The 15,047-nt window shown below is 64.5% G+C and carries 12 protein-coding genes; all 12 read left to right on the top strand.

What is annotated here, in order from left to right; translation table 11 throughout:
* Nucleotides 1-142 precede the first annotated feature (142 nt).
* The 12 genes from DNK10_RS14030 to DNK10_RS13975 all read left to right on the top strand — a co-directional run bounded on the left by DNK10_RS14030 (nucleotide 143) and on the right by DNK10_RS13975 (nucleotide 15,038).
* Complete coding sequence (locus tag DNK10_RS14030) at nucleotides 143-1,645, top strand: aldehyde dehydrogenase family protein (RefSeq protein ID WP_131191992.1); 1,503 nt, start codon at nucleotides 143-145, stop codon at nucleotides 1,643-1,645.
* Between the two features lie 33 nt (nucleotides 1,646-1,678).
* Nucleotides 1,679-3,331, top strand: coding sequence for a GMC family oxidoreductase (locus DNK10_RS14025; RefSeq protein WP_131191991.1), 1,653 nt, complete (start codon nucleotides 1,679-1,681; stop codon nucleotides 3,329-3,331).
* Nucleotides 3,332-4,016: 685 nt separating this feature from the next.
* Nucleotides 4,017-4,487, top strand: a complete 471-nt coding sequence (locus DNK10_RS14020) for a tripartite tricarboxylate transporter TctB family protein (protein ID WP_131191990.1) — start codon at nucleotides 4,017-4,019, stop codon at nucleotides 4,485-4,487.
* Nucleotides 4,488-4,497: 10 nt separating this feature from the next.
* A complete protein-coding gene (locus tag DNK10_RS14015) occupies nucleotides 4,498-6,006 on the top strand; it encodes a tripartite tricarboxylate transporter permease (protein WP_131191989.1) in 1,509 nt (502 codons plus the stop codon).
* Between the two features lie 68 nt (nucleotides 6,007-6,074).
* The gene (locus DNK10_RS14010) at nucleotides 6,075-7,070 is read left to right on the top strand and encodes a tripartite tricarboxylate transporter substrate binding protein (RefSeq protein WP_131181861.1); all 996 of its coding nucleotides are present in this window, start codon (nucleotides 6,075-6,077) and stop codon (nucleotides 7,068-7,070) included.
* A 299-nt stretch (nucleotides 7,071-7,369) separates the two neighbouring features.
* Nucleotides 7,370-8,461 (top strand): sugar ABC transporter substrate-binding protein, encoded by a 1,092-nt coding sequence (locus DNK10_RS14005; protein ID WP_131181862.1) that lies wholly within the window; start codon nucleotides 7,370-7,372, stop codon nucleotides 8,459-8,461.
* A gap of 68 nt (nucleotides 8,462-8,529) precedes the next feature.
* Entirely contained in the window at nucleotides 8,530-9,474 is a 945-nt protein-coding gene (locus tag DNK10_RS14000) for an ABC transporter permease (protein ID WP_131191988.1), read from the top strand.
* A 10-nt stretch (nucleotides 9,475-9,484) separates the two neighbouring features.
* Nucleotides 9,485-10,987, top strand: a complete 1,503-nt coding sequence (locus DNK10_RS13995) for a sugar ABC transporter ATP-binding protein (protein ID WP_131191987.1) — start codon at nucleotides 9,485-9,487, stop codon at nucleotides 10,985-10,987.
* A 12-nt stretch (nucleotides 10,988-10,999) separates the two neighbouring features.
* The gene (locus DNK10_RS13990) at nucleotides 11,000-11,947 is read left to right on the top strand and encodes an ABC transporter permease (RefSeq protein ID WP_131191986.1); all 948 of its coding nucleotides are present in this window, start codon (nucleotides 11,000-11,002) and stop codon (nucleotides 11,945-11,947) included.
* 22 nt (nucleotides 11,948-11,969) lie between these two features.
* Nucleotides 11,970-12,719, top strand: a complete 750-nt coding sequence (locus tag DNK10_RS13985) for an electron transfer flavoprotein subunit beta/FixA family protein (protein WP_131191985.1) — start codon at nucleotides 11,970-11,972, stop codon at nucleotides 12,717-12,719.
* Nucleotides 12,720-13,649 (top strand): electron transfer flavoprotein subunit alpha/FixB family protein, encoded by a 930-nt coding sequence (locus tag DNK10_RS13980; RefSeq protein ID WP_131191984.1) that lies wholly within the window; start codon nucleotides 12,720-12,722, stop codon nucleotides 13,647-13,649.
* A 165-nt stretch (nucleotides 13,650-13,814) separates the two neighbouring features.
* Complete coding sequence (locus DNK10_RS13975) at nucleotides 13,815-15,038, top strand: maltoporin (RefSeq protein ID WP_131191983.1); 1,224 nt, start codon at nucleotides 13,815-13,817, stop codon at nucleotides 15,036-15,038.
* Nucleotides 15,039-15,047 lie beyond the last annotated feature (9 nt).

Genomic DNA, 15,047 nt, shown 5'->3' with positions numbered 1-15,047 from the left:
TTGTCATGGGACTTGTATGTAAACAACTGGTTAGTTATATATTGCTTGTGGAAAAGCCGCTGGATGGCCTCCTTGGGGCGTGTTCGGCATAGCTAGGGCGGAGGCCGTCAGAGGCTGAGTGCCCATACAGAGGATGAAGGTAATGAGTGACAAGCAATGCTTAGAGAAGCTGCCGGCGCAACCCAAGGTCTACGCCATGTTCATCGACGGGCAGTGGACCGGCGGCGTGGGCTCGGCCCAGGTCGTGCGCAGCAGCCCCGCCCACGATGTCCCGGTCAGTATCTATCCGTCCGCCCAGCGCGAGGATGTCGAGCAGGCGGTCGCCGCGGCCCGCCAGGCCTTCGACGATGGGCGCTGGTCGCAGGTGGGCGGGGAGGTCAGGGCCGAAGTGCTGCTCAAGGTGGCGCGGCTCATCCGCGAGCGGTCCGACGCGCTGGCGCTGCGCGAAACCCTCGAGACCGGCAAGCCGATCAGCCAGGCGCGGGGCGAGATCCAGGCCGCCGCCGGGATCTGGGAATATGCCGCGGGCCAGGCCTGCGCGCTGCACGGCGACAGCTTCAACAACCTGGGCGGCGGCCTGCTCGGCCTGGTGACCCGTGAGCCGATTGGTGTGGTGGGCTTGATCACGCCCTGGAACTTTCCATTCTTCATCCTCGCCGAGCGCCTGCCGTTCATCCTGGCGTCGGGCTGTACCCTGGTGGTCAAGCCCAGCGAGCTGACTTCCGGCAGCACGCTCGAACTGGCGGCCATCCTCGAGGAGGCCGGCTTGCCGGCCGGCGTGGTGAACGTGGTGACCGGCAGCGGTTCCAGGGTGGGCCAGGCCATCTCCGAGCACATGGACGTGGACATGGTGTCGTTCACCGGCTCGACGGAGGTCGGCCGCCTCACGCTGGCGGCGGCCGCCGGCAACATGAAGAAGGTCGGCCTGGAGCTGGGCGGCAAGAATCCACAGGTGGTCTTCGCCGATGCCGACCTGGACGCGGCGGCCGATGCCATCGTCTTCGGCATATGTTTCAACGCCGGGCAGTGCTGCGTGAGCGGCAGCCGCCTGCTGGTGCAGCGCTCGGTCGCCGACGCGCTGGTCGACAGGCTGCTCGCGCTGATCGGCAAGGTGCGCATCGGCGATCCCCTGGATGAGTCCACCCAGGTCGGTTCGATCACCGAGGCCCGTCATCTCGAGCGTATCCTTGCCTATATCGAGCAGGGCAAGGGCGAGGGCGCGCGCCTGCTCCACGGCGGCAAGCGCATCGCTAGCCCGGCCGGCCTGTATGTCGAGCCGACGCTGTTCGCCGATGTCGCGCCGGAGATGGTCATCGCCCGCGAGGAAATCTTCGGGCCGGTGCTGACGATCACTGTCTTCGACGATTTCGAGCAGGCCATGCAACTGGCCAACGACACGCCTTTCGGCCTGGCCGCCAGCATCTGGACTCGCGACCTGGACACCTCGCTGCGGGCCGTGCGCGCGATCAAGGCTGGGCGGGTCTGGGTCAATACCACCATCACTGGCGGCCCCGAGCTGCCATCCGGTGGTTTCAAGCAGTCGGGCATCGGCCGGGAGACCGGGCGCTATGGTGTGGAGGAGTACACCGAGCTCAAGTCCGTGCATGTCCAGATCGGGGATCGTCCCCGCTGGGTCGAAGCCTGAGTCGTCCGGGCTGGGTTTTAGGAGAACAATAATATGTACGATTACGTCATCGTCGGCGGCGGCTCGTCCGGCTGCGTCCTGGCCTCGCGTCTCAGCGAGTCGCCGGACATCCGCGTGCTGCTGCTCGAGGCCGGTCCTGCCGATACCAACCCTTACATCCACATGCCGGTGGGTTTCTTCAAGATGACCGGCGGCCCGCTGACCTGGGGCTATGGCACGGCTTCGCAGGGTAACAGCCACAACCGTTCGATGCTGTATCCCCAGGGCCGGGTGCTGGGCGGTGGCGGCTCGATCAATGCCATGGTCTACACCCGTGGCAGCGCCCGTGACTACGATATGTGGGAGCAGGAGGAGGGCTGCCGGGGCTGGGCCTACCGCGATGTGCTGCCCTATTTCCGCCGCGCCGAGGATAACGAACGCTTCGCCAACGAATACCATGGCAGCGGCGGGCCGCTCGGGGTTTGCGACCTGATCAGCGTCAACGAGCTGACCAAGGCCTTCGTGCGCTCTGCCCAGGAGGCCGGTATACCCTTCAATCCGGACTTCAACGGCGCGCGCCAGGAAGGCTGCGGCACCTATCAGGTCACCCAGCGCGGCGGGCGTCGTTGCAGTGCGGCGCAGGGCTATCTCAAGGATGCCCGCGAGCGCGCCAACCTGACGGTGCTGACCGAATGCCTGGTGACCAGGGTGCGGATCGAGAACGGACGCGCCGTCGGTGTCGAATACGTCCAGGGGCGGACGTCCAGGGAGATCCGCTTCGCCCGGGCCGAGCGGGAGGTCGTGGTGGCGGCTGGCGCCATCGGTTCGCCGAAGATCCTGATGCTGTCCGGTGTCGGTCCCGCCGACGCGCTTCGGGCTCAGGGCATCGAGGTGATGCAGGATCTGCCGGGCGTCGGGCAGAACCTGCAGGATCATTTCGACATCGATATCGTCTACGAGCTCAACGGCGCCTGCAGCCTGGACAAGTACGCCAAGCCGCACATGATGCTGCTGGCCGGGCTCGAGTACAAGCTGTTCAACAAGGGCCCGGTGACCTCCAATATCGCCGAAGGCGGCGCCTTCTGGTACGGCGATTCGCAGTCGCCGACCCCGGATCTGCAGTTTCACTTCCTGCCGGGCGCGGGGGTCGAGGCGGGTGTCCCGCCAGTGCCGTCCGGATCGGGCTGTACCCTGAATTCGTATTTTCTGCGTCCGCTCAGCCGGGGCAGCGTGACCTTGCAGAGTGCCGACCCATTGGCCGCGCCCTGCATCGATCCGAACTACATCGACGATCCATACGATTTGAAAATGTCGGTCGAGGGCATCAGGCTGAGCCGGGAAATCATGTCCCAGCAAGCGCTGCGCCGTTACATCAAGGCGGAGCATTTTCCCGGGTCGAGCATGCGCACCCAGGCGGACTACGAGGACTACGCCAGGCGCTGCGGCAGAACCGGCTATCATCCCGTGGGTACCTGCAAGATGGGCATCGACGCTCTGGCGGTGGTCGATCCGGCGCTGCGGGTTCGGGGTGTCCGGGGGTTGCGGGTCGTCGATTCGTCGATCATGCCGCGTCTGGTCAGCGCCAATACCAATGCGCCGAGCATCATGATCGGCGAAAAGGGCGCGGATCTCCTGCTGGGCCGCAGCCTCGATCCCGTGGTGGTGACCGAGCGCCTCGGTCGTCAGGGCGAGAAGCAGCACATCTGAGTCCGTGCCTGCCGCTTGCGGGCAGGCCCAGAACCTCGCCTGGGGCCACCCTGTTTCCCGTGCGCGCTGCTCGGCCTCGAGGCGTGCTGCGCGCCGACGCTCCGGCCGCAGGCGCGGCATCCGTCCGGATGCCGCGCCTTTCCCGAATTTTCCGATCTTGCATTTCGTCGTGTCGCGGGGCTCGGGCGCCGAGGCGTTCGTTGCCTTTTGGCGGTGTGCGCGTAATCGGGGCTTGCGCCCGGAATGCGAGTGGAATATAAATAACTAGTTGGTTACTTAGAATTCCAAGAAAACACCATGACCGGCACCGCAAGGTGCTCGGAGGCAACGATGAACAACAACAAGCAAGCATCCAGCGGACTCCAGTCGAGCCGTTTCTCATCTGTTGGTTCGGCACCTGCCGCCGCTGTGGCGGTTCGCTCGCGGCTATTCAACGGTCTTCGCCGGGCCTGGTCGTGCCTGGTGCCCGCACCGTGCGAGCGCGCTGACCAGCCCCCGCTCCTCGACCACTGGTCTTTCCTCGCTCCCGCCGCGTGCATCCTGAGCATGCCGCCAAGCACTCCAGTACAGGCTGTCATGCCCGCCGCCGCAGCGGCGTCGGGCCGCTCTCCGTTGCGTGCCTGGCTCGGCCGGGGCTCCGCCCGGGCTCGTGCCTGACCGCCCCGCATCCCGTTGGAGTCCTGCTATGAAAACGACTGGAAAAATGCTGGTGGGCGAGCGCGCCTTCTGTCTGGCGCTGCTGCTTGCCAGCCTGTTCATCCTGGTTCAGGCCTATGCGATCGCCGGCTTGTCGTCGATCAGCTCGCCGGGCGCCTTTCCGCTGGGCATCAGCCTGATCCTGGTGGTGTCGGCGACCCGGGTGCTCTTCGCCCTGCGCCACAAGCAACCCGCAGCCTGCGGGGGCTGGCTCGACACCCTCAGGCAGTTCTGCCACCTGCATTTTCCCCGGCGCGTGCTGGTCTTCATTCTGCTGGCCACGGTCTATCTGGCGGCGATTCAGTGGGCCAGTTTTTATGTCAGCACCTTCGTGTTCCTGCTGCTTTCCATCGCCTACCTGCGCAATGGCCGGCTCATGGGTGCGCTGCTCACCAGCGTGCTGTCCGTGCTGCTGATCTACCTGCTGTTCACCCTGGCGTTCAGCGTCTACCTCCCCTAAGGAGATCCTCATGAGCGAAGCGCTCTCATACCTGTTCATGGCCTGGACCCATCCGAACCTGCTGATGCTGACCGCGCTGGGTACCTTCGCCGGTATCTACATCGGCGCCATCCCCGGCCTGTCGGTGACCATGGCGGTGTCCATCCTGGTGTCCTTCACCTTTGCCTGGGACGTCAACAACGCCCTGGCGCTGATCGTCGGCATCTTCATTGGTGGGGTCTACGGCGGTGCGCGCAGCGCCATCCTGCTGAACATTCCCGGCGGCCCGGCGCAGGTGGCCACCGCTTTCGACGGCTACCCCCTGGCCAAGCGCGGGGAGGCCGGGCAGGCCATTGGTCTGAGCACGGTGATGTCGGTGATCGGCGGCCTGGTCGGCACCCTGGTGCTGGCCGCTGCGGCCCCGGTGATCGGCGATCTGGCCCTGCAGTTCGCCCCGCGCGATTACTTCATGGTCGCCGCCATCGGCCTGCTGCTGGTCGGCAGTCTGGCCGACGGCTCGTTGGCCAAGGGTATCTTCGCCGCGGCGCTGGGTGCGGTGATCGGCTTGATCGGCATGGATCCGGTGACCGCCGAGGGCCGTTTCACCCTCGGCCAGGTCGAGCTGATGGGAGGCATCCACTACGTGGTGGTGATGATCGGCCTGTTCGGCGTCGCCGAGGCGCTCTATCAGTTGCACAACCTGGATGCCGCCGTGGTGCGGCAGAAGGTCGACAAGATCATCCCTTCCATCGCCATGGTGCTGAAGTTCCTGCCGCTGTCGCTGCGCACCTCGATCATCGGCGTGCTGGTCGGCGCGCTGCCAGGTGTTGGCGGCGATATAGCCGCGTTGCTGGCTTATGACCATGCCAAGCGTACGGTGAAGAATCCTACTGCGCCCTTCGGCCAGGGTGCCTATGAAGGTCTGGTGGCGCCGGAAACCGCCAACAGCTCGGCGGTAGGCAGCGCCTATATCCCCATGCTGACCCTGGGCATCCCGGGCGATGCAGTGACCGCGGTGATCATTGGTGCTCTGGTGATTCACGGCCTCAACCCTGGCCCGATGCTGATGGTGGATAACCCGCACATCTTCTGGTTCACCGTCGGCAACCTGGCCCTGGCCAATGTCTTCCTGCTGATCTTCGGCCTGATGGGCATCAAGCTGTTCGCCAGGCTGGTGGAATTGCCCAAGGCCATACTGATCCCGCTGATCCTGGTGCTCTGCGTGGTCGGCACATACTCGATCAACAGCAGTATGACCGAAGTGTACTGGATGCTCGGCTTCGGTCTGCTCGGCTACTTCCTCAAGGCCTTTGGCTTCCAGATGGGCCCGATCATCCTCGGCGTGATCCTTGGCCCGATGATGGACAACGCCTACCGCCAGGCCATGGCTTCGGTCGGCGACAGCCCGTTCGAGCTGATGGCGGAACTGGTCAGCAACCCCGTATCGCTGGTTTTGACCATCGGCATGCTGCTGATCCTGTTGAGCAACACGCCTCTGTTCGGTTGGCTGAAGCGCAAGGCCTCCCTGTCCCATTCCTGAATCGATTGCGTCAAGGCGTGCCCCGGCCGGCAGGGGTCAACAAAAATAACCAGATGGAGAACCTCCACATGCTCAAAGCTCTATGCGCCAGTGCCGCCATTGCACTCGGCACCCTGACCCTATCCGTTCACGCCGATTATCCCGAGCGCAGCATCCAGGCCGTGATCCCCTGGGGTGCTGGTGGCGGCACCGACAGTGTGATGCGTAGCCTGGCGCCCCATGTGGAGAAAGAATTGGGTGGCAAGCTGATCCTCAACAACCGTCCGGGCGGTACGGGGGTTGTAGGCAGTACCTACGTACTGCAGCAAAGACCGAACGGCTACACTCTGCTGCTCGGTGCGGAAAACCCGCAGCTGTATCCGGTGCTGGGCCTGGCCAAGTTCGACTATAGCGACTTCTATCCGGTCAATATCATTGGCCAGAACGTAGCGGTGATCGTCACCCATGCCGATGCGCCGTGGAACTCCATGGCCGAGCTGCTGGCCGAGGCCAAGACCAATCCGGGCACCCTGCGCATGGGTGGTACCGGCGCCGGCGGGATCCCGAGCACGGTGCATGCGATGATCAACGCGGTGGGCGAGCTCAAGGTGCGCGAAGTGACCTTCGCCGGAGACGGCCCCAGCGTCACCGCGCTGCTGGGCAAACATATCGACTTCACCCCACTGAGCCTGGCGGCATCCAAGGAAATGATCCGCACCGGCAAGCTCAAGGGGCTGGCGGTGATTGCCACGCAAGAGGTGCCGGATCTGCCAGGCGTCGAGCCGATCACCGAGTCTCTGCCGGAGATCGCCGAGTACCTGCCGTGGGGCTCGTTCTGGGGCGCCTTCGTGCACAAGGATACACCGGACGAGATCAAGCAGAAGCTGACCGACGCCTACGCCAAGGCGGTGGCCAGCGAGGAGTTTCAGCAATTTCTGAAGAACTTCGGCGGGCATTCGCTGAACCTCAGCGGTGTCGAGGCCGAGTCCTACCTCAAGCGCTGGCAGTCGGTCACTGCCTGGTCCATGTACAAGGCCGAGGCCATCAGCATCGCCCCGGACTCGGTAGGCATTGCCCGGCCCTGAGCCTGGTGGCGATTCGAACCTGATGCCCTGAGCATCGGCGGCAATCAACTGCTCGCCGATGTCGCCTTGTGTCAGTCACCTTGGCCCGTCCTCGTGGCGGGTTCTTTTTCGCGTTTCTGTTTGCCGGTATATCCGCGGCTATCGATCCGTCGCGGTTCGGCTCCCGTGTGCGGCGATGGCTATCGTTGGCCGCAAATAAGGGTTGCTCCTGGCTGGCTGGTGAAATATAAATAACTAGTTGGTTACTTAGAATTCCAAGAAAACATCATGACCGGTGCCGCGCGTACCCGGAGGCAACGATGAACGACAAGCAAACATCCACCGGGCTCGATCTGAGCCGTCGCCAACTGATCAAGGGCGCTGCCGGCCTGGCGGGTGTCGGGGCAGTGGCAGGGCTCTTCCCCTCGCTGTTGTGGGCTCAGGACACGTTGAGCCTGTCCAACTCCTTCCGATCCCTCACCAATCCTTACCATGCCTTGTTCAATCGCGGTGGCGAAGCCTATGCGGCCAGCCTGAAGATGCCTTATCTGCCGCAGGTCACCGAAGGCAACAGCCAGAAAGGCATCGCCGATGTCCGTGCCCTGATCGCGAAGACCGGCGGCAACCTGATCCTCAACATCGAGCCAAACGATTCCGCCGATGCCCGGGTAATCATCGAGCAGTGCGTGAAAGCGGGCGTGTATGTAACCACCATCTGGAACAAGCCCGACGACATGCACCCCTGGGACTACGACCCCTACTGGGTCGCACATATCTCCGAGGACGGTGAGGCGGTCGGCGAGGCCATTGCCACCGAGCTGTTCGAGTCCATGGGTGGTAAAGGCGGTGTGGTTGCGCTGGGCGGCATCTATAGCAACGTCGCGGCTATTGGCCGACGGGCCGGCCTGGAGGCGGCGCTGAAGAAGTTTCCCGACATCGAGCTGCTGGATTTCCAGCCTGCCGACTGGAGCGCCAACCGCGCCTTTCCCATCGTGCAGTCCTGGCTGACCCGATTTGGCTCTAGCGTCAAGGGTATCTGGTGCGCCAATGACGACATGGGGATGGGGGCGCTCGAAGCGTTGCGCGGGGAGGGGTTGGCCGGAATGATCCCGGTAGTGGGTATCGATGGCATTCCGCAGGCGGTCGAGGCGGTGCAGAGTGGCGAATACGTAGCGACCGCCAGCCTCGATCCCTTCTGGCTGGGCACCATGGGCCTGGCCCTGGGGCATGCGGCGAAAACCGGGCGTATCGACCCGCGGCAGGAGCCGAGGGAGCACCGCGAGTTCTACGTCACGCCGCAACTGATTACCCGTGACAACGCCGAGGCTTTCTACCAGGCCAATTTCAAGGCGACACCGCAAGTGGACGCCAACGACTTCTGGGGGCGCGTGGCCGGGCCGATCCGTTATTGAGCCCCCGCGCACCAATGTTTCCGAAGCCCGTCCCGGGCTGTCTTGAAGTCTGTTCTGGAGTAGCTGTCATGGCCTACTTGCGGCGGTTCTCATCCCTGCTGGTGCTGGTCCTTATCGGCCTGTCGATCGGTCTGATAAACCCGAATTTCTTCGACCCCCTGAACATGTCGCGCATCGCGACGACGTCCGCCATTCCGTTGTTGATGGCCCTGGGGGGCATGTTCGTGATCCAGATGGGCAGCATCGATCTGTCCATCGAGGGCGTCGTGGCGATTTCCGCGGTGTGCTTCGCCCTGCTCGTCGGCAACACCCTCAACGGCAACGACCTGGGGCTGTGGGTTCTGCCCCTGGTGGTGCTGATCGGCGCCTGCGCGGGGCTGGTCAACGGCCTGGTTCAGGTCAAGCTGCGCATCCCTTCCTTCATGGCGACCCTGGGCATCGGTTTCGTCGGCGTGGGCCTGGCCACGGCGCTGCTGGCGGGCAATACGGTCAGGGTGACGGACATGGAGATCCGCGCCATCGCCCTGCAGCGCTGGCTGGGCTTGCCCCTGTCGGTGTGGATCGCGCTGCTGGGGCTTGGCGTGGCGCACTTCATCTCCCGTCACACCGTGCTGGGGCGGCATACCCTGGCCATCGGTGGCGGGGAGGATCTGGCCAGGCTCAACGGGGTCGATATCAACCGGGTGCGCATCCTGGTGTTCGCGCTGGCCGGGGCCTTCTATGGCGCGGCGTCGATCCTGGCGGTCGCCCAGTTCGGCCAGGGCCATGCCTTGATCGCCCAGGGACAGCTGTTCACCGCCATCACCGCCATCGTCGTGGGTGGCGCGTCGCTGGCGGGGGGCAATGGCAGCCCCTTCGGCACCCTGATCGGCATCCTCATCGTGGTCGTGGTGAGTAACGGCATGGTGCTCATGGGGATCCCTCCCTACGTGCAGCAAGGGGTGCAAGGGGCGCTGATCATCGCGGCGGTGGCCTTGGCCCATGACCGGGCCAAGGCCCGCGTGGTGAAGTGAGGAGATCGTCATGCTCAAGCTGATTCAGGTATCCAAGAGTTTCCCCGGGGTCAGGGTGTTGAAGAACATCTCCCTGGAAGTGCGCAAGAACGAAGTGGTCGGCCTGATCGGCGAGAACGGCGCCGGCAAGTCGACCCTGATGAAGATCCTTACCGGCGTGTACCAGCCCGATGAAGGGCATCTGCAACTCGATGGCCGCGCCATCGTGCTCGACGGCCCCCGTGGCGCAACCGCGCAGGGCATCGCCATGGTTCACCAGGAGCAGTCGATACTGCCTAACCTGTCGGTGGCGGAAAACCTGTTCATGGGCCGCGAGGACGAGTTTTCCCGTTTCGGCCGCCTGGACTGGAAGCGGCTGTGCGGCGCGGCCCGCCATCAGTTGGCCAAGGTGCACCTGGACATCGATCCGCTGACCCAGTGCAGCGAGTTGAGCTTCGGCCAGCGGCAGATGATCGAGCTGGCCAAGGCTCTGGCCCTCGAAGAACGCACGGACGGGCATCTGGTGATCATGCTGGACGAACCCACTTCCGTGCTCGAACAACGGGAAATCGACATTCTGTTCCGCCTGGTCAGGGAGCTGAGGTCGCGCGCCTCGTTCATCTTCGTCTCGCATCGACTGGACGAGCTGCTGGAGCTGAGCGACCGGCTGTACGTCATGAAGGACGGCGAGGTGGTCGCCGAGATGGCCGCTGCCGAGGCTTCCAAGGAGCGCCTGCACAGCCTGATGGTGGGGCGCTCCCTGCATGCCGAGTATTACCGGGAGTCGCTGCAGGCGCCCTGTTCCTCGGAGGTCGCGCTGGCGGTGGACGGGCTGTCGCTGGATCGGCATTTCCGCGACGTGTCCTTCGCCCTGCATCGCGGCGAAGTGCTGGGGATCGCCGGGGTGATCGGCTCCGGGCGGGAAGAGTTGTGCCGGGTGATCGCCGGCTTGCTGGCGCCGACCTGCGGAACGATCGAGGTCGCAGGTCGGCGCCTCAAGGGCAGGGGGCCGGGCGAGGCCATCGCTGCCGGCATCGGCTATATCCCGCGTGAGCGCAAGGTCGAGGGGATAGTGCTGATGATGAGCGTCGCCGAGAACATGACCCTGGCGCGCATCGGCCAGGTGACCACCCTCGGCCTGCTGGACGAGGGGCGGGAGGCCCGGCTCGCCGAGGGCTGGATCAAGCGCCTGAGCATCAAGACGCCGGGGCCCGGTGCGCTGTGCCAGAACCTCAGTGGCGGCAACCAGCAGAAGGTGGTGCTGGCCAAATGGCGCAACGCGGGCTCGACCATCCTGGTGCTGGATCACCCGACCCGGGGGCTGGATGTCGGCGCCAAGGAGGACGTCTACCAGCTGATCCGCGAGATCACCGCCGAGGGGGTGTCGGTGCTGCTGACCGCGGACACCCTGGAGGAAATGATCGGCCTGAGCCACCGCATCCTGGTGATGCGCGACGGGGAAGTCGCCCAATCCTTCGGTTGCATGCCCGGCGCCAAGCCGGAGCAAGTCGACCTGATCCAGTACATGGTCTGAGAGAGCGCCAACATGCCCATCACCCTATCCGGCCTGCGCAACCAGGCCCCGTTGTTCGCCCTGGTCGTGCTGTTCGCCTTGATTGCCGGCTATGACCCCAGGTTCATCCAGCCGGCTTCCATCCTGGCCTTGCTGGCCGATACCGCGACCCTGTTCATCATGGCGGCCGGGATCACCTTCGTGCTGCTGATCGGCGGCATCGACCTGTCGTCCCAGGCCGTGGCCTCCATGGCCAGCGTCATAGTGGCGCTGTTGCTGCCGGAGCTGGGCTACCTGGCCTTGCCGCTGGGCCTGGCCATCGGCATTGCCGCGGGCGCCCTGTCCGGTGTGCTGCATACCTGGCTGCGCCTGCCGTCGTTCATCGTCACCCTGGCGGTCGGCGGGGTGGTCACCACCATCACCATGCTGGCGTCGCAGACCCGCACCATCAATATCAGCGGGGCCGATCGCGATGCCTACTTCGCCTGGGTCACCGGCCAGACCTGGGGGATTCCCCATGAGGTGCTGGTCGCCCTGGTGGTGCTGCTGGCCTGCGTGTTCCTGCAACGCAAGACCGCGTTCGGGCGTTTCTGCAATGCCGTCGGCGCCGGCGAACCGGCGGCCTGGGCCTCGGGCATCGCGGTCAAGCGCATCAAGCTCTGGGTCTTCGTGATCTCCGCCGGGCTCGCCGCGCTTTCCGGCATCGTCATGGCCGGTCGGCTGTCCAGCGGTTCGCCGACCCTGGCCAATGAATTCCTGCTGCCCGCCATTGCCGCGGTGCTCGTCGGCGGTACCGCCCTGACCGGCGGCGTGGGCGGCATCTGGCGCACCCTGATCGGTGCGCTGCTGGTCTCGGTGGTACGCGTGGGGATGACCTTCGTCGGGGTCAGCGTATTCGCCCAACAGATCGTCTTCGGCGTGATCCTGGTGCTGGCCGTGGCCCTGACCATCGACCGCTCGAAGATTCCCGTGGTCAAGTGATTCGTTATCGGATGGAAACCCTATGAAAACCCTCGTAGCTGTCAAACGTGTGGTCGATTACAACGTCAAGGTTCGCGTCAAGGCGGACAACAGCGGCGTCGACCTCGCCAACGTCAAGATGTCGATGAACCCCTTCTGCGAAATTGCCGTGGAAGAGGCCGTGCGCCTGAAAGAGCAGGGCGTGGCCAGTGAAATCGTCGTGGTCTCCGTCGGCCCGAGCGCTGCCCAGGAGCAACTGCGCACCGCCCTGGCGCTGGGCGCCGACCGCGCCGTGCTGGTCGAGTCGAATGACGAACTGAACTCCCTGGCCGTGGCCAAGCTGCTCAAGGCCGTGGTCGACAAGGAGCAGCCGCAGCTGGTGATCCTCGGCAAGCAGGCCATTGACAGTGACAACAACCAGACCGGGCAGATGCTCGCCGCGCTGAGCGGCTACGCCCAGGGCACCTTCGCCTCCAAGGTCGAGCTGGCCGGCGACAAGGTCAAGGTCACTCGCGAGATCGATGGCGGCCTGCAGACCGTCGCGCTGAACCTGCCGGCGATCGTCACCACCGACCTGCGCCTGAACGAGCCGCGCTACGCGTCGCTGCCGAACATCATGAAGGCCAAGAAGAAGCCGCTGGAAACCCTCACCCCGGACGCCCTGGGCGTGTCCACCGCTTCCAGCGTCAAGACCCTGAAAGTCGAGGCGCCGGCTGCCCGCCAGGCCGGCATCAAGGTGGGGTCGGTAGCTGAACTGGTCGAGAAACTGAAGAACGAGGCGAAGGTAATCTAAATGGCTATCCTGGTTATCGCTGAACACTCCAATGCCGCGCTGGCGCCCGCCACGCTGAACACCGTTGCCGCCGCGCAGCAGATTGGCGGCGACATTCACGTACTGGTTGCCGGCGCCAACGCTGGCGCCGCTGCCGAAGCCGCCGCCAAGATCGCTGGCGTGGCCAAGGTTCTGCTGGCCGACAACGCTGCCTACGCCAACCAGCTGCCGGAAAACGTCGCACCGCTGATCGCTGAGCTGGGCAAGGGTTACAGTCACATCCTGGCCGCCGCCACCAGCAACGGCAAGAACAGCCTGCCGCGCGTCGCCGCGCTGCTGGACGTCGACCAGATCTCCGAGATCATCGCCGTCGAAAGCCCGGACACCTTCAAGCGTCCGATCTATGCCGGTAACGCCATTGCCACCGTGCAATCCGATGCCGCGGTGAAGGTGATCACCGTGCGTGCCACCGGTTTCGATGCGGCGGCCGCCAGCGGTGGTTCCGCCGCCGTGGAAGCGGTTGGCGCGGGTAGCGACGCCGGCATCTCCGCCTTCGTCGGCGAGGAATTGGCCAAGTCCGACCGGCCGGAACTGACCGCCGCCAGGATCGTGGTGTCCGGTGGCCGTGGCATGGGCAACGGCGACAACTTCAAGCACCTGTACGCGCTGGCCGACAAGCTCGGTGCCGCCGTCGGCGCCTCGCGCGCCGCCGTGGATGCCGGTTTCGTGCCGAACGACATGCAGGTCGGCCAGACCGGCAAGATCGTCGCGCCGCAGCTGTATATCGCCGTGGGTATCAGCGGCGCAATCCAGCACCTGGCCGGTATGAAGGACTCCAAGGTGATCGTGGCGATCAACAAGGACGAGGAGGCGCCGATCTTCCAGGTCGCCGACTACGGCCTGGTCGCCGATTTGTTCGAGGCCGTACCGGAGTTGGACGCCGCGTTATAGCGGCAAGCGATGGTGGCCGGTGAGCCTTCACCGGCTGCTTCGTTCCGTTTCCTGCCCAGAGCGTCTGGGCCGCCCTAATCACGGGTCATCACGAGTAGCCAACGGCCAGCTTGGAGGCCGGAGGCGTGCCCGGATTTTCATTAAATAAAAACAAGAGGTGTGCTTATGCCGGTGGTCAAGAAAGCCTACGTGCTGGGAGCCGGGCTGTTCATGGTTTTTCCTATGAGCGTGCAGGCGTTGGAGTTCAGTGGTTACTTGCGCGCTGGCATGGGGGGCAGCAGTCAGGGCACGACGCAAAGCTGTTTCCAATTGCCCGGCAGCCAGACCAAGTATCGCCTGGGCAACGAATGCGAACAGTACGGCGAGTTCGCCCTGGGCCACGACCTGGCGACCTTCGCCGATGGTTCGGCGGTCAAGGCCTTCGGCATGCTGGCGCTGTACAACCCCTACGATGAGTCGCTGACCTTCAGCGACGATAACGGTTATGCGCGCCTGGCCCAGGCTTATCTCGAGTGGCGCGATATCCCCGCTTTGAATGGGGGCTCGCTATGGGCGGGACGGCGTTTCTACAAACGCAATGACATCCACATATCCGACTTTTTCTACTGGAACCAGAGTGCCACCGGGGCCGGGATTGAAGATGTCCTGATCGGGGGGCTCAAATACAGTTACGCCTTTTCGAGAAAGGACAGTGTGTTTCAGGATGACTATATCAACCGCCATGATTTCAACGTGGCCGGCTTCGCCAGCAACCCGGGCGGAGAACTGGAGCTAGGCCTCAGTTATATCGATGAGCCGCAAGGGCGCGACGCTGTGCATAGCGGCTGGTCCGCCACCGTGCAGCATGTGCAGAGCGATTTTTTCGGCGGGCGCAACACGCTCGCCCTGCAGTATGGCGAAGGCGCCGGTACGGGGCTGGGCTATACCGGGGACGTGAGGCTCGATGAGCGGGCCAGAAGCTGGCGCCTGGTCGAATTCTTCGACTGGCAACTGACCCCGCGCTTCGGCGGTCAATTCCAGGTCGTCTATCAGCAGGACAAGCGTGCAGGCGGCTACGAGCAGGACTGGCTATCGCTCGGCGTGCGTCCCAGCTATGCGCTGACGGAGCAGTTCAAGCTGGTCGCCGAACTGGGGTACGACCAGGTCGACGCGTCCGAAGGCTTGCGCAAGCTGAGCAAGTTCACCCTTGCGCCCACCTGGTCGCCCAAGGGGCCCGGATTCTGGGCGCGTCCCGAAGTACGCCTGTACTACACCTATGCCCGCTGGAATGCCGAGGCGCAGGCCGCGGCCGATCGACTGGCCGCGGGCTCGGCCCTGTCGCGAAGCGGTGCTTTTGGCGACGCCCGGCACGGCTCCAACTTCGGTGCGCAGATCGAATACTGGTGGTAGTGACCAGCC

Source organism: Phytopseudomonas daroniae (genome assembly GCF_004327275.1).
In the GTDB taxonomy this organism is placed as follows: Bacteria; Pseudomonadota; Gammaproteobacteria; order Pseudomonadales; family Pseudomonadaceae; genus Aquipseudomonas; species Aquipseudomonas daroniae.
This window is presented reverse-complemented; position numbering and strand designations above follow the sequence as displayed.

What these genes read in the sequence shown, in the direction of transcription:
- DNK10_RS14030 (WP_131191992.1), top strand. Translation starts at nt 143, where the DNA reads ATGAGTGACAAGCAATGCTTAGAGAAGCTGCCGGCGCAACCCAAGGTC.
- DNK10_RS14025 (WP_131191991.1), top strand. Translation starts at nt 1,679, where the DNA reads ATGTACGATTACGTCATCGTCGGCGGCGGCTCGTCCGGCTGCGTCCTG.
- DNK10_RS14020 (WP_131191990.1), top strand. Translation starts at nt 4,017, where the DNA reads ATGAAAACGACTGGAAAAATGCTGGTGGGCGAGCGCGCCTTCTGTCTG.
- DNK10_RS14015 (WP_131191989.1), top strand. Translation starts at nt 4,498, where the DNA reads ATGAGCGAAGCGCTCTCATACCTGTTCATGGCCTGGACCCATCCGAAC.
- DNK10_RS14010 (WP_131181861.1), top strand. Translation starts at nt 6,075, where the DNA reads ATGCTCAAAGCTCTATGCGCCAGTGCCGCCATTGCACTCGGCACCCTG.
- DNK10_RS14005 (WP_131181862.1), top strand. Translation starts at nt 7,370, where the DNA reads ATGAACGACAAGCAAACATCCACCGGGCTCGATCTGAGCCGTCGCCAA.
- DNK10_RS14000 (WP_131191988.1), top strand. Translation starts at nt 8,530, where the DNA reads ATGGCCTACTTGCGGCGGTTCTCATCCCTGCTGGTGCTGGTCCTTATC.
- DNK10_RS13995 (WP_131191987.1), top strand. Translation starts at nt 9,485, where the DNA reads ATGCTCAAGCTGATTCAGGTATCCAAGAGTTTCCCCGGGGTCAGGGTG.
- DNK10_RS13990 (WP_131191986.1), top strand. Translation starts at nt 11,000, where the DNA reads ATGCCCATCACCCTATCCGGCCTGCGCAACCAGGCCCCGTTGTTCGCC.
- DNK10_RS13985 (WP_131191985.1), top strand. Translation starts at nt 11,970, where the DNA reads ATGAAAACCCTCGTAGCTGTCAAACGTGTGGTCGATTACAACGTCAAG.
- DNK10_RS13980 (WP_131191984.1), top strand. Translation starts at nt 12,720, where the DNA reads ATGGCTATCCTGGTTATCGCTGAACACTCCAATGCCGCGCTGGCGCCC.
- DNK10_RS13975 (WP_131191983.1), top strand. Translation starts at nt 13,815, where the DNA reads ATGCCGGTGGTCAAGAAAGCCTACGTGCTGGGAGCCGGGCTGTTCATG.